Below are 17,277 nucleotides of genomic sequence, written 5' to 3'. Positions count from 1 at the left end.
GCTGGCGGCGCTCATGGCCACGCTGCTGGCCGCGCTGCTGGCCGCGCTCCTGCCGGGCACGGCGCGGGCCGCGCCGGCGCAGGACCGCCAGGCCTTCCCCGTGCGCCCGCTCACGCTGATCGTGCCGTGGCCCGCCGGCGGCGCCACCGACCTCTCGATGCGCATCCTGGCCGAGCGCGCCGGGCGCGAGCTCGGCCAGCCCATCGTGGTCGAGAACCGGCCCGGCGCCGGCGGCACCCTGGTGGGCGGCCTGCTGGCGGCGGCCGCACCGGACGGCTACACCCTCGGCCAGCTGCCGCCCACGGTATACCGGCTGCCGCACCAGCAGCGCACCGCCTGGCAGCCGCTGCGCGACCTGCAGCCGGTGCTGATGATCTCCGGCTACACCTTCGGCGTGGTGGTCCCCGCCGACAGCCCGTTCCGCAGCTTCGACGACCTGCTGGCCTGGGCCGCCGCGCACCCCGGGCAGCTCACGGCCGGCTCCACCGGCATCGGCACCACCGCCCACCTGGCCATGGAAGACGTGCTGGGCCGGCGCGGCATCGACTACGTGCACGTGCCCTACCGCGGCACCGCCGACCAGATGCTGGCGGTAGCCAACGGCTCGCTGATGGCCGGCGTCAACTCGACCGGCTTCGCGCCCTTCGTGGAGAGCGGCAAGATGCGCCTGCTGGCCATCTTCAGCGACAAGCGCTCGCCGCGCTGGCCGCAGGTGCCCACCGTGGCCGAACTCGGCTTCCCCGGCGCGGTCCACACCGCGCCCTACGGCATCGCCGTTCCGCGCGGCACCGATGCGCGCATCGTGCGGCGCCTGCACGACGCCTTCCGGCTCGCCATGCAGGACCCCGCCCACCTGGCCGAACTGGCCAAGTACGACCAGTCGCTGTCCTACCTCGATACCGAGCACTACGAGGCCTATACGCGCGACCTGTGGCAGCAGGAAAAGCGCTTCGCCGAACGGCTGGGCATGGCCGCCAGGGAGGGTTCGCGATGAACACGCGCCGCACCCTGCTGCGGGCCGGCCTGTGCCTGCCCCTGGCCGTCCCGGCCGCCATGCTGGCCACCCCCGCCCGCGCACAGGGCAGCGACCCGCTCGGCTCGCCGCAATGGCCCGCGGTCTGGCGCGACGTGCTGGGCGGCGGCCGGGTGGTATTCGATCCGCGCGTCAAGGTCAGCGGCCCCGCCTTCGCCGAAGACGCCATGCACGTGCCGATCGCCTTCGATGCCGGCGAGCTCGGCGCGGTGCGGCGCATCGTGGTGGCGGTCGACCGCAACCCGATCCGCAAGGTGCTGGAGTTCGAGCCGGGCCCGCTGCGCGCGGCGCTCACCTTCCGCTTCAAGCAGGAGCAGGCTTCGCCGGTACGGGTGGCGGTCCAGGACGGGGATGGCGTCTGGCACGTCGGCGGCATCCTGGTCAACGCGGCCGGCGGCGGCTGCACGGTGCCCGGCGACACGCGCCGCGACGGCTCCTGGGAGGCCACGCTGAACCGCGTCGAGGCGCGCGTGTTCCCCGGCCGCACGCCCGGCACGGCGCGGCTGCGCCTGCGCGTGATGCACCCGATGGACACCGGCCTGGTGGCCGGCATCCCCGCTTTCCACATCGAGCAGCTCGCCATCACCGAGCCCGGCGCCGCGGCGCCGGCCCTGCTGCGGCTGTACGAGCCGGTCAGCGAGAACCCGGTGTTCTCCTTCGACCTGCCCGCCTGGCCGCGCAGCGGCACCCGCGTCAGCGGGCAGGACAACAACGGCAACCGCATTGCCGCACGGATCGTGCCATGAGCCGACCCCAGCGCCTTCTCCTCGCCCTGGCGGCCAGCGCCTGCGCCGCGCTGGCCGCCACCGGCGCGCCGGCCCAGAGTGCCCAGGGCACCCCGAGCGACTACCGGCTCGCGCCGCAGCGCATCGCCCCCGATACCTGGCTGATCGCCGGCGAGAACGCCGACTTCGCACCGGCCAACGGCTGCAACATCATCAACACCGCCTTCATCGACACCGGCGACGGCGTGGTGGTGGTCAACACCGGCCCCTCGCTGCGCTACGGCCAGCAGCAGCGCCGCGCCATCGCCGCCGCCACCGCCGCGCCGGTGCGGCAGGTGCTCAACCTCAACCTGCATCCCGACCACTTCTTCGGCAACCAGGCCTGGAGCGACGCGCCGACGCAGGCGCTGCCCGGCACCATTGCCGGCGCGGCGCGCGAAGGCGAAGCCTACGCCGACAACCTCTACCGCCTGTGTGGCGCCTGGCTGGCGGGCACCACGCCGGCCCCGGCCGGGCTGCCCGCCCAGCCCGGCCGTTTCCGCCTCGGCACGCACGAACTGGAGCTGCTGCGCTTCGACGGCCATACCGGCGACGACCTGGTCCTGGTCGACCACAGCGCCGGCGTGATCTTCGCCGGTGGCCTGGTCTTCCACCAGCGCGCGCCGACCACGCCCCATGCCGACCTGCCGCGCTGGCTGGCCAGCCTGGACCGCCTGGAGGCCCTGCAGCGGCGCAGCGGCGCGCGCGTGCTGGTGCCCAGCCATGGCCCGCTCGACGCCGACGGCGGCGCGGAGGCCATCGGCCAGACCCGGGCCTACCTGCGCTGGCTCGACACGCGCATGCGCGAGGCAGCCGCTGCCGGCACCGACCTCGCCGAGCTGATCGCCCAGCCGGTGCCCGCGCCCTTCGCCGGCTGGGCCGCCATGCCGCAGGAATACGTGCGCAACCTGACCCACCTCTACCCGGCCTACGAGCGCGCGGCCCTGGCCGACTGAGCCGTCCGCCCGCACCGCTTTCCCTCAAAACACAAAGGAGACCTCCATGCCCCCGAACCCCTACCCCGCAGCGCTGCCGGCTGCCCGTGTGGCTGCCCGTGTGGCTGCCCGTGCGGCCCATCGGCCAGCCCCGCTGCCCGCCCTCGGCACCGCCTTCGGCCTGGCGCTCGCGCTGGCGCTGGCCCCCGCCGCCTCGCACGCTGCGCCCGACATGCAGGCGCTGGCGGAGAAAAGCGGCTGCTTCTCCTGCCACGGCATGCAGAACAAGGTGATCGGTCCGGGCTTCGCCGAGGTCGCCGCCAAGTACAAGGGCGACGGCGAGGCCGCCGCACGGCTGGCGCGCAAGATCCAGGAAGGCGGCAAGGGCAATTGGGGCCGCATCCCGATGCCGCCGCATCCCGGCCTGAAAGAGGCCGAAGCGCGCCAGCTTGCCGACTGGGTGCTGGGCGCGGGCTGACGCACGCTTTCCCGGCCCTGCCCTGCGGTGGCGCTGAAGCCCGGCGCCGCCGCGCCGTCCAGGCCATAGCGACGGGGCTGCCCCCCCCTGGAGGCGCACCTACGCACCTACGCACCTACGCACCTACGCACCTGCCGAATGCTTGCCGCAGGACTTGTCGACCGGCTCGCCGTGCGGCCCGCGGGCGAGCCGCAAGGGGCCGCGGCACCGCGGCGCCCGCAGGTCCGCGCCGGCTAGCCCCGGCTCAGGCGCAGTGAGTTGGCGTCGGTGCGGAACACCAGCGGCGCGGTGGACGCCGCTGCGGCACCGTCCCGCGGCGCCAGGGCCGCCGCCAGCCTCCCGTGCGCCACGCCGCGCGTGGCCGCCACGCCCGGACCGGTTGCCATCGACGCCGCGCCTTGCGCCACCGCCTCGCGCACGCGTCCGTGCTCGGGCGAGCGCTCGCAGGCCGGGTCGGTGGCCGCCGGGTCGCCGGTCAGCAGGAACGCCTGGCAGCGGCAGCCGCCGGCATCGTCCTCGCGGCCGTCGCAGCTGCGGCACGGCTCGGGCATCCAGCCGGTGCCGCGGAAGCGCTGGAAGGCTTCGCTCTCCTGCCAGATCCAGCGCAGGCCGTGCTCGCGCACATTGGGCAGCGCCGGCCCGGGCAGCATGCGCGCCGCGTGGCAGGGCAGCGCGGTGCCGTCCGGCGCCACGCCGAGGAAGGTCGTGCCCCAGCCGTTCATGCACTTCTTCGGCTTGCCCTCGAAGTAGTCCGGCACCACGAACAGGATGCGGCAGCGCTGCCCCACCTGGGCCCGGTAGCGCTCCACCACCGCCTCCGCCTCGCGCAGCTGCCGGGCATCGGGCATCAGCGCCTGGCGGTTGTGCCAGGCCCAGCCGTAATACTGCGTGTTGGCCAGTTCCAGGTATTCCGCCCCCATCTGCAAGGCCATCTCGATGATGGTGCCCACGTGCGGCAGGTTGTAGCGGTGCAGCACGCAGTTGAGCACCATCGGGTAGCCATGCGCCTTGATGCTGCGGGCCACGCGGCGCTTGAGCTCGAAGGTGCGGGTGCTGGAGAGGAAGTCGTTCAGTTCGCGGGTCGAATCCTGGAAGGAGAGCTGGATATGGTCGAGCCCGGCCTCGCGCAGCGCGGCCAGGCGTGCGTCGGTGAGGCCGATGCCTGAGGTGATCAGGTTGGTATAGAAGCCGAGCCCGTGCGCGTGCGCCACCAGGGTTTCCAGATCCTTGCGCAGCAGCGGCTCGCCGCCGGACAGGCCGAGCTGCACCGCGCCCAGCGCGCGCGCCTGCGTCAGCACGTCCAGCCACTGCGCGGTATCGAGCTCGGCCTCGTGGCGGGCGTAGTCGAGCGGATTGGAGCAGAAGGCGCAGTGCAGCGGGCAACGGTAGGTCAGCTCGGCCAGCAGCCACAGCGGCGGCCCCGGCCGCGCCGCCGCGGCGTCCGCGGGCACCGCCTCAGACCAGCCAGCCGCGTTCGATTGCATGACTGACAAAGGCGTGGACCTCGGGGGCGATGCCATCGACGCCGAAGGCGGCCTGCAGGTCGTCGATCAGCATGTCGAGCGTGCGCGTGCCGTCGCAGTGGCGCAGGATGGCGGCGGCGCTGTCGTTCAGCGTCACCATGCCTTCCGGATAGAGCAGCACCCAGGCCTGCTGGGCGGGCTCCCACTGCAGGCGGAAGGTGCCGTGCAGGCTGGGCCTGCGCGCCGCGGCGGCAGGCGCCGGCGCGGTCTCGGTGGTCGGGGCGGCGCTCATGGATAGGCCTTTTCGATGGCGTCCAGCATCGACCACAGCACGTCGAGCTTGAACTGCAGGATCTCCAGCGCGCGCAATTGCAGCGCCGGCGTGCGGAAATGGGACAGCGTCACGCGCAGCCCATGGTCGACGTCGCGCTGGGCGAGCGGGATGCGCGAACGGAAATAGGCCAGCCCCTCGCGCTCGATCCACGGATAGTGTTCGGGCCAGCCCGACAGCCGCTGCTGGTGGATCTCCGGCGCGAACATCTCGGTCAGCGAGGAACAGACCCCCTCCTGCCAGGGCGCGCTACGCGCAAAGTTCACATAGGCGTCGACGGCGAAGCGCACGCCCGGCAGCACCAGGCGCTGCGACCACAGCTGCTCGCGCGACAGCCCCACCGCCTCGCCCAGGCGCGTCCACGCCTCGATGCCGCCCGGCGTTTCCGGGGTGCCATCGTGGTCGAGGATGCGCACCACCCACTCGCGCCGCGTCTCGCGCTCCGGGCAGTTGGCGAGGATGGCCGCATCCTTCTGCGGGATGCGGACCTGGTAGTAGAAGCGGTTGGCCACCCAGCCGCGGATCTGCTCCGGCGTGCAGGCGCCGGCCGCCATGCGCTGGTGGAAAGGATGGTGGATGTGGTAGCCCGACTGGCGGGCGCGCAGCCGGGCCTCGAATTCCGCCGGGCTCCAGGGTTCGCTGTGGCTCATAGCGCGATCTCCATGCCGTCCCAGGCCACCTCGATGCCGTGCGCGGCCAGGCGGCGGCGCTGCGGCGAGTCTTCGTCGAGGATGGGATTGGTGTTGTTGATGTGGATCAGGATCTTGCGGGCGCGCGGCACGGCATCCAGCACTTCGATCATGCCGCCCGGGCCGGATTGGGCCAGGTGGCCCATATCGCGCGCGCGCTTGGCCGACAGCCCCAGTTTCGGCATCTCGTCGTCCTGCCAGAAGGTGCCGTCCACCAGCACCACGTCGGCCGCCTGCAGCTCGGCCATCACGTGCGGCTCGATCGCGCCCAGCCCCGGGGCGTAGAACAGGCGCGCGCCGCTGCGCGTGTCGACCACGCGCAGGCCGATGTTGTCCCCGTGCTGGGTGGCCTCGCGGTTGGGCGAGTACGGCGGCGCCTTGCTGTCGAGCGGCACCGGCGTCAAGGCCAGCGACGGCAGCGCGGCCAGGCGCAGCGCGCTGCCGTCGAGCGGCAGCGGGTGGGCCTCCAGGCCGCAGTAGTGGGACAGGATGCGCCGCAGCGGGAAAGCCTGGTCGAGATCCGCCAGCACCGGCGCGGTGGCGTAGAGCGGCAACGGCCGGCCATGCTCGCGCAGCATCAGCAGGCCGGTGACGTGGTCGATCTGGGCGTCCATCAGCAGCACCGCGGCGATGCCGCTGTCGCGCTGGCTGCGTGCCGGCTGCAGTGCCGGCGTGGCGCGGACCTGCGCCAGGATGTCGGGCGAGGCATTGACCAGCAGCCAGTCGCTGCCGTTCTCGCTCAAGGCGATCGAGGATTGTGTGCGCGGCGTCGCGCGCACGGTGCCGCGCCGCACGCCGGCGCAGTTCGGGCAGTTGCAGTTCCATTGGGGAAAGCCGCCGCCCGCGGCGGATCCCAGTACCCGCAGTGTCACCATGTTCTTGTCGGGCGCGGTGCGCCTGTCTCCCTTGTCTGTGCGGCCCCGCCGGTTCGCGGGAAGCCGGCACGGCAGGCTGCGCGGCCGGGCCCGCCGCGCGGGCGGGCCCGGCCGGCTACGGCGTCAGCGGTTCGCGATGTACATCGTGATCTCGAAGCCCAGGCGCAGTTCGGTGTAGGCGGGGGTATTCCAGGTCATGTCTCCTCCTTGATTCGGATGTCGGATTGGCTTGGTCCGGATGGCTCGTTGCTACGGTGCGCCCGGCTGGCACGGATCGTGTTCGCCTGGCCTGCGCGGGCGTCCATCCGGGCCGCCGCGCATGAACCCTGACGAGGCAAATTCCATGCCCAACACGCCATCGCCCCCGTCCGGCGAGGTCTTCTGGCTGCGCACACCCGACGCGCACCGCCTGCACGTGCGCCTGCTCGGCCCGCCCGGCGGCACGCCCTGGCTGGTCCTGCACGGCGGGCCGGGCAGCGGCTGCGCGCCGTCGATGGCGGACTGGTTCGACCTGGCCCGCCACCGCGTGGTGCTGCCGGACCAGCGCGGCGCGGGCCGCTCGCGCCCGGCCGGCTCGCTCCGGCGCAACACCACCGGCGCGCTGCTGGACGACCTGGAGCGGCTGCGGCGCGCCCTCGGCATCGAGCGCTGGCACGTGGCGGCCGGCTCCTGGGGCGCCGCGCTGGCCCTGGCCTACGCCGCCCGCCACGCGCCGCATGTGGCCGGGCTGGTCCTGCGCGGCAGCTTCCTGACCGGGCGCGACGACATCCTGCGGCTGTTCAGCGCGCGGGCGCGCGGCGCCTCGATGTTGGCGCCGCGCGCCCATGCTGCGGCGCACACACGGCTGGGCGCGGCACAGGCGCAGCTGCTTGCGACAGTGCAACTGTTGCAAAACGGAACACCTGTCCAGCAACGGGACACCGCGTGGCGCTGGCGCCGCGTCGAAGCCGGCCTGCTGGCGGGACGGCCGGCGCGGCGCTCGGACGGTGCGGACCGTGCCGGCGCGCGCTCGCTCGCGGCCAGGCGCGCCGAACGCGCGCTGTGCCGCAAGTACCGCATCCAGGCCCGCTACCTGCCGCGCCGCTGCGGCCTGGGCAAGGCCGCGCTGCTGCGTGCGGCGGCGGCGGTCGGCGCGCAGGGCATCCCGGTCACGCTGCTGCACGGCACGCGCGACCGCGTCTGCCCGCCGCGCAATGCCGAGCGGCTGCGCCGCGCCATCCCGCAGGCCGAGCTGTGGCGGATCGCGGGCGGACACCTGGCGCAGGGCGCGATGGCCGAGGCGCTGGGCCGGGCCATCCGGCGGCAGTCGGCATGACGGGGCCGGCACTCCCACGCCGGCGCTGGCTGGCGCAAACCCCGGCGCTGGTCCTCGGCGCATGGCTGCCGCCGGCCGCTACCGCGCAGGCCGCACAGCCCGCACGCCACGCCGGAAGCGGGTCCGGCCTGCCCGCACCGGCCTCCGTCGCCGCGGCGGCCATGCCGCCGCTCGCGCTGCGGCCGTTCGGCCCGGGTACCTGGGTGGCCGAGGCCGTCAATGCCGAGCCCGCGCGCGCCAATGCCGGCGCGGTGGTCCCCTCGCTGGTGGTGCTGGCCGGCGACGGCGTGCTGGTGGTCGATCCCGGCCCGCACCTGCGGTGGGGCCGGCGCCTGCTGGCGGCGATCCGCCGGCTGACGCCGCTGCCGGTGCGCTGGGTGGTCAATACCCACGCCCATCCGGAGCATGTGCTCGGCAACGCGGCTTTCGCCGCGCTGCGGCCGCGCCCCGTCTTCGTCGCCTCGCCGCAGACCGCCGCCCTGATGCGCGCGCGCTGCGCGGCCTGCCTGGACCATCTGCGCGCCCTGCTTGGCGCCGGCACGCTGGCCGGCACAGGCATCGTGCTGCCGGCGCCCGCGCTGCGCGATGGGGCGCGCTTCGCCACCGGCTCGATCGATTGGCGCGTGCGCGTCTTCGCCGACGCGCACAGCCCGAGCGATACCGTGCTGTACGCGCCGGCCAGCGGCCTGCTGTGCGCCGGCGGCCTGGCCACACGCCAGCGCGTGCCGGACCTGCGCGAGGGCAGCCTGGCCGGCTGGCAGGCGGCGCTGCGCGAGCTGCTGGGGTGGGAGGTGCGCCGTGTTGCCGGCGCCGGGGTGGGCACGCCGGCGCAGACGCTGGCGCCCACGCTGGCCTATCTCGATGCCCTGGAAGCGGATATCGCGCGCGCCTGGCGCAGCGGCGGCGATGCTGCCGACGCCGCCCGCGCCGTGCCGGGAGACGGCTTCCGCCACTGGCGCGGCTTCTCGCCGCGCCACGCGCTCAATGTGCAGCGCGCCTGGCTGGAACTGGAAGACCGCTACCTGCGCGAGGCGCCGCCGGGCTGAGGGTGCCGGCGCAGGACGCGCTCACGCCGAGGAGAGCTCGGGCCGGCTAGCGGAGCTCAGGCGTCCGGCCCGCCGCCGCTGCCGGGGTCGGTGCCCGGATCGGCACCCCCCGGCTGCAGCAAGCGTGCCGCCTCGCCGATCTTGCGGTAGACGGTGTTGCGCGAAATGCCGAGGGCCTTGGCGGCGGCCGAGATATTGCCGCCATGCGCGCGCACCGCGGCCACCGTGGCCAGCGCCTCGACTTCGGCCAGCCGGGTCGGCGTGGCGGCAGGCGCGGCAGGCGCGGCCGGCGCGGCGGACGTGGCGGCCGCCGACGGCAAGCCGAAAGCGGGCGCGGCCGGCTGAGCGGCCAGGCCCCCCGGCCCGGCGGCCACGGCCTGCCCGGCGCGCGCCTGGCGCTCCTGCCAGTCTTCCAGGAAGTCGTCCGGCAGGTGCGACTCGTCGATCTCGTCCTCGCCCGCCGCCATCAGCCGTGCCGTGTTCAGCAGGTTGCCGAGCTGGCGGATATTGCCCGGCCAGTGGTAACTGCCGAACATCCGCATCACCCCCTCGCCCAGGCGTTCCGGGCAGGCCGGCGTGCGGTCCTGCGCCAGCAGCCGGGTGGCGATGGCGGCCAGGTCGGTGCGGTCGCGCAGCGCCGGCAGGCGCACCACCAGGCCGTTGAGCCGGTAGTACAGGTCCTCGCGGAAACGCCCCGCCGCCACCTCCTCGCGCAGGTTGCGGTTGGTGGCGCACACCAGGCAGAAGCTAACCTGGATCACCTTGCTGCTGCCCAGCGGCGTCACCGCGCGCTCCTGCAACGCGCGCAGCAGGCGTGCCTGCAGATGCAGCGGCATATCGCCGATCTCGTCCAGGAACAGCGTGCCGCCGTTGGCCAGCAGCATCTTGCCCACCCCGCCCTTCTTGCGCGCCCCGGTGAAGGCGCCTTCCTCGTAGCCGAACAGCTCGGACTCGATCAGCGTCTCCGGGATCGAGGCGCAGTTGACCGCCACGAAGGGGCCTTGCCGGTTCGGGCTGTCGGCATGGATGGCACGTGCCAGCAGTTCCTTGCCGGTGCCGGTCTCGCCCAGGATCATCACCGGCACCTCGCGCCCGATGACCTTGCGCAGCTTGCCGATCACCGCGTGCATCTGCGCGTCGCCGGTGTCCAGGCCGGCCAGGCCCTCGGCCGCCTGCGGCACCGCAGGCGCCAGCCGGCGCGGCATGGCCGGCGGCACTTCGCTCACCGCGGTCGCCACGCCGGCCGCCGCGGGATCGGTCGCGAGGCGCGCCCCCGACACCGCCTCGGAGCGCTTGTACTGCACCCGCGCCCACACCTTGACCCCGCTCGGCAGGCGCAGCGCCAGCGCGCCGCCGTGGGCCGCGCGCAGCGCGTCGAACAGTTCCGACATGGCCACGCCGAACAGCGAGGGGAAGGTGTGCACCTGCAGCGCCCCCAGCGACAGGCCGAGCTGGAACTGGCCGCTGCGGTTGGCCGAAAGGAAGCGGCCGCCCGGCGTGAACGCCGCCAGCCCCTCGACGATGGTGCCGAGGAACTCCTGGCGCGAGTGGAAATGCACGCACACCATGTCCTGGAAGGCGTTGCCGAACAGCTGGTTCTCGATCATCTGCGCCGACATCCGCACCAGCGCCATGGTGTGCTTGTGGAAGCCGCGATGGTCACCGGAGACGTCCAGCGCGCCGGCGGTGCGGCCGTAGGGATCGACGATGGGCGCGCAGGAGCAGGTCAGGAACTGGTTGGCCTGCAGGAAGTGGTCGCCGGCATGGACCAGGGTCGGCCGCCCTTCGGCCAGCGCCGTGCCGATGGCGTTGGTGCCCTTGCTTTCCTCCGACCACACCGCGCCGGCGCGCAGCGCCACCTTGTCGGCCTTCTGCAGGAAATCGTCGTCGCCCAGCGAATGCAGGATCAGCCCCGAGGCGTCGGTCAGCATCACCATGCTGTGGGTGTTGACGATCTGGTCGTAGAGCGTCTCCATCACCGGCAGCGCGTGGGTATACAGCGACTGGCTGTGGGCGATACCGTCGCGCAGTTCGCCGGCAGCCGCCTGGCCGTAGTCGGGCGCCTCGTAGCGCCGCAGCCCATAGGCCTCGGAGCGCTGGTGCGCCTGCGCGATGGTCTCCGTGGGCGTGCCGTCCCAATCCGGGACGGTGCCACCGCCGGCCGCCTGGCCGGCCGGGTGGGCAGTCATCATGGCATGGTCTCCTTCTCCTGTTCGGTTCGCCCGCGGTCTGTGCGCGCGGGTCGCCGGCGGCGCGCCTGGGGCGCCTTGCCGCCGCTTGTACCCCACTTGTTCCGGGGTACTGTTGCATGGTGAAGCAAGAGGCTTGCCAGCGTGTTCCATTTCGGGGCACGCCGGCCGTGCCCGCCTGTCACGATGCGGTGCAATATCCTACCGCGCCGGGCCCTCCGACCCTGGTATGCCATTTGCAGATAGGTCCGCCAACACCGCGCGAGCGGCGAGTACCTATCGAAAACAAGACAGAAACCAACCAAAACGGAGGTGACACCCATGGCCCGACCGCATCGATTCCGCCCCTGGCTGCGCGCGCTGGCGCTGGCCGGCGCCGCAGCCGCGCTGCCCGCCCTCGTGCAGGCCCACGGCGACGTGGTCCCGCAGGCCGTCGATATCGGCACGCTGCCGCAGCTCGGCGCGGAATGGAAGCCGGACAATCCCTATCGCAGCGGCGCCGCCCACAAGGAAGCCTTGCATATCGGCAGCTCGGCCTACAACCAGAACTGTGCGCGCTGCCACGGGCTGGAAGCGGTCTCGGGCGGCATCGCGCCGGACCTGCGCGCACTCGACACCGACTGCACCTCGCTGTCCGATCCGGCCAAGAAGCAAGCCTGCCGCAGCGAGATCGACCAGTACTTCTCCACCACGGTACGCCAGGGCCGCACCCGCGACGGCCGCGTCTACATGCCCCCCTTCGAAGGCACGCTGTCGCAGGAGGCGGTGTGGGCGATCCGCACCTATATCGAGTCGCGCGGCGCGCCCTGAGCGCCGACCGGCGGGCGCGGCGGCGCCCATCGACTATCATAGGGCCCCCGCGGCCGCGCCTCACCGGTGGCGCGGCCGCTTCCGTCTTACCCGTATCCATCCCAATGGCCCGCCTGCAGCTCGACTTTCCCGCAGAGCAGTTCTGCTACGACACCCACCTGACGGTGCGCGTCACCGACATCAATTCCGCCAACCACCTGGCCAACGACTCGATGATCTCCATGATCTCCGAGGCACGTGCCCGCTTCCTGCATGATTTCGGCATCGGCGAGATCCAGGGGGAAGGCGTCGGCATCATCGTCACCGACCTCGCCACCACCTACCGCAACGAGGCCCATGCGCGCGACCAGTTGCGCTTCGAGGTGGGCGTGATGGACTTCAACAAGTACGGCGGCGACATCATCTTCCGCATCACCCGCCCGCGCGACGGCGCGCTGATCGCCATGGCCAAGTCGGGCTTCGTCTTCTTCAACTACATGCAGAAGCAGGTGGTGCCGATGCCCGAGGCCTTCCCCGGGCGCTTTCCGCGCGTCAACTGGGTGTGAGGCCCCGGCCGGGCAGCGCGGCACCGCCACGGCGGCTTGACGCACATCAAGCCGTCGCGCCGGAGCGGTCCGCCGCGCGCGCTGGCGCGACCGGCGGCGGCCGACCCCGGCGGTACACTATCGTTTCCTCCCCGCAGTGATCTGCCGCCGCGCCTGCCCTGCCTGCCGGAGCGGCCCATGCGCCAGCGCCGGGGAAGCCGATGGAGAAACGATGCCTTGCCCCGCTGTCCTGCCCGCCACCCTGCCTGCAGTCCTGCCCGCCACCCGCCACGCGCGTCACCCCACGCCGCCCCGGGCACCGCGCCGCGCCTTCGCCCGGCGTGTGCTCGGCGCCTGCCTGCTGGCCTGTGCCACGGCCTGGGCCATGCCGCCGGCGTTTGCCAGTGCCAGCGACAGCGCAGGCAGTGAGGCCGGCGCCACACCGTGGTTCACGCAGGGAAGGCCGAGCGATGCCGCCCTGCAGGCGGTGGATGCCCTGGCCGGCGCCGCCGCCGACGGGCTGGATGCGAGCGACTACGATGCCGAGGGCCTGCGCCGCGCCGTGCGCGAGGCGCGCGATGGGGCGCCGCTGGCGGCGGATGCCGCCGGCGCGCTGGACGCTTCGCTGACGCGCGCCATGCAGCGCTACCTGTCCGACCTGCACGACGGCCGCGTCGATCCGCGCCAGGTGCACGCCAATTTCCCCCATGCCGCCGGCGACACCTTCGATCCCGCGGCATCCCTGCGCGAAGCGCTGGCACACCAGCGCCTGCCCGAAGCCTTGCATGCGGCCGCGCCAGCCTTCCCGCTCTACCCGGCCCTGCGCCGGGCCCTGGCGCACTACCGCGCGCTCGCCGGCGATCCCGCCTTCGCGGCGCCGCTGCCGGCGCTGCCCGGCGGCAAGCTGGCGCCAGGCCAGGCCTATGCCGGCAGCGCCGCGCTGGCACGGCGGCTGGAAGCGCTGGGCGACCTGCCCGCCGGCACGCGCGTGCCCGCGCGTTACGAAGGCGCGCTCGTCAACGGCGTCAAGGCCTTCCAGGCGCGCCACGGCCTCGACGCCGACGGCGTGCTCGGCGGCGGCACCCTGGCCCAGCTCAACACGCCCATGGCCACGCGCGTGCGCCAGATCGAGCTGACCATGGAGCGCCTGCGCTGGACCCCGCTGCTCGACGCGCCGCGCATGATCGTGGTCAACGTGCCCGAGTTCGTGCTGCGTGCCTACGAGGTCCACGACGGCCAGGTGCAGGTCAAGGTACAGATGAAGGTGATCGTGGGCAAGGCGCTCGACACGCGCACACCGCTGTTCAAGGAGGACATGCGCTACATCGAGTTCAGCCCGTACTGGAACGTGCCGCGCTCGATCGCCCGCGCCGAGACCATCCCGCGCATCCGCCGCGACCCTGCCTACTTCCAGCGCCAGGGCTTCGAGTTCGTCGGCGGCGACGGCCGCGCCGTCACCACCTTGTCCGACGCCAATCTCGACGCCGTGCTGAACGGCCAGATGCGCATCCGCCAGCGGCCGGGCCCGCAGAACGCGCTGGGCGACATCAAGTTCGTGTTCCCTAACAACGACAATATCTACCTGCACCACACGCCCACCGTGCAACTGTTCCAGCGCGGCCGGCGCGACCTCAGCCACGGCTGCATCCGCGTCGAGGAACCGGTGGCGCTGGCGCGCTTCGTGCTGCAGGACATGGCCGGCTGGGACGAGGCCCGCATCCGCCAGGCCATGACCAAGGGCCAGTCGAACACGCTGCGGCTGCAGCAGCCGCTGCCGGTGGTGCTGGCCTACGGCACCGCCATCGTGCAGGAGGACGGCCGCGTGATGTTCCTGCCCGACATCTACGGCCTCGACCGCCTGCTCGACCAGGCCCTGCGCCAACATTCGACGCGGCGCATGGCGGCCGGCAAGCTCGCGCCGAGGCAGCGCAGCCTGGCAGTGCGCAACTGACCGTACACTACAGACAGCGCGCTACCGAGCCGGCCCCGCACGCCGGCACATGACCCCCACAGGAGTCCCGCCCATGTCCGACCCCGTCCACCCCCGCCGCCGCTTCCTGCACCGCGCCGGCGCCGCCGCGCTCGCCACCGGCCTGCTGCCGCTGGCCCCGCAGCCGGCGCTGGCCGCGCTCGCGGCCCTGCCCGGCGCCCACGCGCTGTCCTTCGACAACCTGCACACCGGCGAGCGCCTCTCCACCGTCTTCGCCATCGGCGACACCTTCGTGCCGCAGGCGCTGCAATCGCTCAACCACCTGCTGCGCGACCACTACTCCGGCCAGGTCGGCAATATGGACCCGCAACTGTTCGGCCTGCTGTTCCGCCTGCGCCAGGCACTCGGCACCGACGAACCCTTCCAGGTCATCTCCGGCTTCCGCAGCCCGGCCACCAATGCCCGCCTGCGCCACACCGGCGGTGGCGGCGTGGCCAGGCGCAGCCTGCACATGGACGGCCAGGCCATCGACATCCGCCTGGCCGGCGTGCCGCTGGCCGAGCTGCGCGACGCCGCGCTGTCGCTGCAGGGCGGCGGCGTCGGGTTCTATGAGAAGGAGCAGTTCGTCCACGTGGACACGGGACGCGTGCGGGCCTGGTAAGCTGCCGGCCGCCCTTGCCACCTCCCGGCCTCCTGGCCGGCGGACCTTCTGGTCGCCGGGTTGGTCGCCGGGTTGGTCGCCGGGTTGGTCGCCGGGTTCCCCGGGCGCAGGCCCTCGGCCGCGCCGCCATTGCCGAAAACGGATGACCAGCGTGATGCGGCACGCCCCATGCCAAGGCAGCGGCACGCGCCGCACCTCCACCGTACGCGCACCGGACGTGCACCGGCCGCCTGATCCGCCACCCCGCGCCGCACACCTGCCGCGCCCGCGCTGAAACGGCGCCGGCAGCGCTCCGTACAAGTCCCGGTCCCCGCCTTGCCGATTCCGGCTCACGCCGGCAGCGCGCCCCTCCCTAGACTGGCTCCCATCCCGCCTCGACAGGAGCCCGCCGTGAAGCACCCCAGCCGGGCGCCAGGCCGCACGAACCGCATGCCATGGCGCACCACCCGCCCCCGCCGCCGGACCACCGCCTCGGTCCTGGCCGGCGCCGCTTTCACCACCCTCGCGGCACTCGCCGCCGTCTGCGGCGTCCCCGCCGCGTGCGCCGAGGACCTGCCGCCGGAGACGCTCACCGTCACGCAGCTGCCGCCGGCCGATGCCGACCGCCTCTATATCTCCGACGTGGCCTTCCGCCACATGGTGGACGGGCGCCTGCACGTGGTCGACGGCAAGCGCATGAAGTACCTCGGCCTGGTACCGACCGGCTTCGGCGGCCAGGCCGTGCTGTCGCCGGACAAGCGCACCCTCTACGTGGTCGCCACCTACTACCCGCGCCTGTCGCGCGGCGAGCGCGCCGACGTGGTCAGCCTCTACGACGCCGACACCCTGGCCTACCGCAGCGAGATCGTGATCCCGCCGCGCCACGCGCAGTCGCTGCCCTACCGCGGCATCATCGCGGTCTCGGCGGACGGACGCTTCCTCTACGTGCAGAACGCCACGCCCGCCACCTCGGTCAGCATCGTCGACCTGCAGGCCGGCAAGCTGGCCGCCGAAGTGCCGACCCCCGGCTGCTGGGGCATCTACGCCACGCCGGCCTCCAGCCAGCGCTTGCGCACCTTGTGCAGCGACGGCGCCATGCTCACCATCGAGCATGACGCGCAAGGCCAGCCGGCCGGCCAGAAGCGCAGCGCGCGGCTGTTCGACCCGCAGCAGGACCCGGTCTTCCTGCATGCGGAAGCCATCGGCGACGCGCTCTACTTCGTCTCCTTCCACGGCAATGTCTATCGCGCCGACCTGTCCGGCGAAACGCCCGCCTTCGACCCGCCCTGGTCCCTGCTCGGCAGCGCCGATGCCAGGCGCGGCTGGCGCCCGGGCGGCTACCAGCTGTTCGCCGTGCACGCCGCCACCCGGCGGCTCTTCGTCGGCATGCATCCGCGCGGCCGGGAAGGCTCGCACAAGTCGCCGGCCGACGAGATCTGGACCGTCGACCTGGCCAGCCACAAGCGCCTGGCGCGCGCCCCGGGCCAGCACGCGCTGGCGCTGACCGTCACCCAGGAAGCGCGCCCGACCCTGTACGCCCTCGACGCCACCACCTCCGGCGTGGTCGCGCTCGACCCGGCGCAGGGGCTCAAGCCGGTCGCGCGGCTGGACGGCGTAGCCGAGAACCCCCTGCGCGTGGAGGCCCACCAATGAATGCCGCCGCCCTGCTGGCCGACCCCATCGTCGCCGCCGCCTGCCACGCCGCCGCAGCCCTGGTGCTGGGCCTGTCGGTGGCGCCCAAGCTGCGCGACCTGGCCCGCTTCCAGGCTGCCTTCGCCGCCTATGGCCTGCTGCCGCCGGCCTGGACGCGCACCGGCGCGCTGGCCTTTGTCGCGGCCGAGGGCGCCGCCGCGCTCGGCCTGGTGCTGCTGCCGCAGAGCCCGGGCCCGGCCCTGGCCGGGCTGGCGGTGGCCGGCCTCGCCACTGCCGCGGTCGCCGTCAACCTGGCGCGCGGCCGGCGCGAACTGCGCTGCGGCTGCGGGGCGGCCGCCGACAGCATGCCGATCTCCGGCGCGCTGCTGGCGCGCAACGCGGGCCTGCTGGCCGTGCTCGCGGCGGCGGCGGCCTCCACCAGCAGCAGCCTGGCCGGCGCGGCCGGCATCAGCGACGTGGCCGGCACCGGCATGGCGCGCGCGCTCGGCACGCTCGACTGGGCTGCCGCCGCCTTCTGCGCGCTGGCCTTGCTGCTGCTGTGGCTGGCTGCCACCCAGTTACTGGTCAATGCCGGGCGCGCGCGCGGCTGACGCCGCCGCGAC

Annotated in this window: 18 protein-coding genes; 12 read left to right on the top strand and 6 right to left on the bottom strand. The window is 73.5% G+C overall.

Features of this window, described 5'->3' with window-relative positions:
• Positions 1–13 precede the first annotated feature (13 nt).
• The 4 genes from BKK81_RS28270 to BKK81_RS36605 all read left to right on the top strand — a co-directional run bounded on the left by BKK81_RS28270 (position 14) and on the right by BKK81_RS36605 (position 3,210).
• Positions 14–994: a tripartite tricarboxylate transporter substrate binding protein gene (locus BKK81_RS28270; protein WP_071022495.1), complete on the top strand. Its 981-nt coding sequence runs from the start codon at positions 14–16 to the stop codon at positions 992–994.
• A complete protein-coding gene (locus tag BKK81_RS28265) occupies positions 991–1,779 on the top strand; it encodes a quinoprotein dehydrogenase-associated SoxYZ-like carrier (protein ID WP_071019777.1) in 789 nt (262 codons plus the stop codon). The genes BKK81_RS28270 and BKK81_RS28265 overlap by 4 nt, the downstream gene beginning before the upstream one ends.
• On the top strand, positions 1,776–2,753 hold the full coding sequence (locus tag BKK81_RS28260) for a quinoprotein relay system zinc metallohydrolase 1 (protein ID WP_071019774.1): 978 nt from the start codon (positions 1,776–1,778) through the stop codon (positions 2,751–2,753). The genes BKK81_RS28265 and BKK81_RS28260 overlap by 4 nt, the downstream gene beginning before the upstream one ends.
• A 211-nt stretch (positions 2,754–2,964) precedes the next feature.
• On the top strand, positions 2,965–3,210 hold the full coding sequence (locus tag BKK81_RS36605) for a c-type cytochrome (RefSeq protein ID WP_231908248.1): 246 nt from the start codon (positions 2,965–2,967) through the stop codon (positions 3,208–3,210).
• Between the two features lie 233 nt (positions 3,211–3,443).
• Here the strand turns inward: BKK81_RS36605 and pqqE are convergent, their stop codons facing one another.
• From pqqE to pqqA, 5 genes are all read right to left on the bottom strand, one after another.
• Positions 3,444–4,694, bottom strand: a complete 1,251-nt coding sequence (gene pqqE, locus BKK81_RS28250) for a pyrroloquinoline quinone biosynthesis protein PqqE (RefSeq protein ID WP_071019771.1) — start codon at positions 4,692–4,694, stop codon at positions 3,444–3,446.
• Positions 4,666–4,965: a pyrroloquinoline quinone biosynthesis peptide chaperone PqqD gene (pqqD, locus tag BKK81_RS28245; protein ID WP_071019768.1), complete on the bottom strand. Its 300-nt coding sequence runs from the start codon at positions 4,963–4,965 to the stop codon at positions 4,666–4,668. Before pqqD ends, pqqE begins: the two co-directional genes overlap by 29 nt.
• A complete protein-coding gene (pqqC, locus tag BKK81_RS28240) occupies positions 4,962–5,654 on the bottom strand; it encodes a pyrroloquinoline-quinone synthase PqqC (protein WP_071019767.1) in 693 nt (230 codons plus the stop codon). Before pqqC ends, pqqD begins: the two co-directional genes overlap by 4 nt.
• Positions 5,651–6,568: a pyrroloquinoline quinone biosynthesis protein PqqB gene (gene pqqB, locus BKK81_RS28235; RefSeq protein ID WP_071019764.1), complete on the bottom strand. Its 918-nt coding sequence runs from the start codon at positions 6,566–6,568 to the stop codon at positions 5,651–5,653. The genes pqqC and pqqB overlap by 4 nt, the downstream gene beginning before the upstream one ends.
• A gap of 123 nt (positions 6,569–6,691) precedes the next feature.
• Complete coding sequence (gene pqqA / locus BKK81_RS34695; protein ID WP_083384790.1) at positions 6,692–6,766, bottom strand: pyrroloquinoline quinone precursor peptide PqqA; 75 nt, start codon at positions 6,764–6,766, stop codon at positions 6,692–6,694.
• 145 nt (positions 6,767–6,911) lie between these two features.
• Here pqqA and BKK81_RS28230 point away from each other — a divergent pair, with 145 nt between their 5' ends.
• Together BKK81_RS28230 and BKK81_RS28225 are read left to right on the top strand one after the other, a co-directional pair.
• Positions 6,912–7,883 (top strand): alpha/beta fold hydrolase, encoded by a 972-nt coding sequence (locus BKK81_RS28230; protein ID WP_071019761.1) that lies wholly within the window; start codon positions 6,912–6,914, stop codon positions 7,881–7,883.
• A 161-nt stretch (positions 7,884–8,044) separates the two neighbouring features.
• Positions 8,045–8,929: an MBL fold metallo-hydrolase gene (locus BKK81_RS28225; RefSeq protein WP_071022490.1), complete on the top strand. Its 885-nt coding sequence runs from the start codon at positions 8,045–8,047 to the stop codon at positions 8,927–8,929.
• 56 nt (positions 8,930–8,985) lie between these two features.
• Here BKK81_RS28225 and BKK81_RS28220 read toward each other — a convergent pair whose 3' ends face one another.
• The gene (locus BKK81_RS28220) at positions 8,986–11,118 is read right to left on the bottom strand and encodes a sigma-54-dependent Fis family transcriptional regulator (protein WP_083384788.1); all 2,133 of its coding nucleotides are present in this window, start codon (positions 11,116–11,118) and stop codon (positions 8,986–8,988) included.
• A 321-nt stretch (positions 11,119–11,439) separates the two neighbouring features.
• On the opposite strand from BKK81_RS28220, the gene pedF reads away from it, so the two are divergent.
• The 6 genes from pedF to BKK81_RS28190 all read left to right on the top strand — a co-directional run bounded on the left by pedF (position 11,440) and on the right by BKK81_RS28190 (position 17,265).
• On the top strand, positions 11,440–11,928 hold the full coding sequence (gene pedF / locus BKK81_RS28215) for a cytochrome c-550 PedF (RefSeq protein WP_071019758.1): 489 nt from the start codon (positions 11,440–11,442) through the stop codon (positions 11,926–11,928).
• A gap of 104 nt (positions 11,929–12,032) precedes the next feature.
• A complete protein-coding gene (locus BKK81_RS28210; RefSeq protein ID WP_071019756.1) occupies positions 12,033–12,473 on the top strand; it encodes a thioesterase family protein in 441 nt (146 codons plus the stop codon).
• 364 nt (positions 12,474–12,837) lie between these two features.
• A complete protein-coding gene (locus tag BKK81_RS28205) occupies positions 12,838–14,403 on the top strand; it encodes a L,D-transpeptidase family protein (protein WP_083384786.1) in 1,566 nt (521 codons plus the stop codon).
• 73 nt (positions 14,404–14,476) lie between these two features.
• The gene (locus BKK81_RS28200; protein ID WP_071019750.1) at positions 14,477–15,043 is read left to right on the top strand and encodes a YcbK family protein; all 567 of its coding nucleotides are present in this window, start codon (positions 14,477–14,479) and stop codon (positions 15,041–15,043) included.
• Between the two features lie 390 nt (positions 15,044–15,433).
• Positions 15,434–16,675 (top strand): amine dehydrogenase large subunit, encoded by a 1,242-nt coding sequence (locus BKK81_RS28195; RefSeq protein WP_231908114.1) that lies wholly within the window; start codon positions 15,434–15,436, stop codon positions 16,673–16,675.
• Positions 16,672–17,265 carry a MauE/DoxX family redox-associated membrane protein gene (locus BKK81_RS28190; RefSeq protein WP_071019748.1) on the top strand — a complete coding sequence of 198 codons (594 nt, stop codon included), beginning with the start codon at positions 16,672–16,674 and terminating at the stop codon, positions 17,263–17,265. The genes BKK81_RS28195 and BKK81_RS28190 overlap by 4 nt, the downstream gene beginning before the upstream one ends.
• Positions 17,266–17,277: the final 12 nt, after the last annotated feature.

The sequence above is a fragment of the Cupriavidus sp. USMAHM13 genome, assembly GCF_001854285.1.
Lineage (GTDB): Bacteria > Pseudomonadota > Gammaproteobacteria > Burkholderiales > Burkholderiaceae > Cupriavidus > Cupriavidus malaysiensis.
The sequence above is the reverse complement of the archived record's forward strand: the minus strand, read 5'-3'. Positions and strand labels throughout refer to the sequence as shown.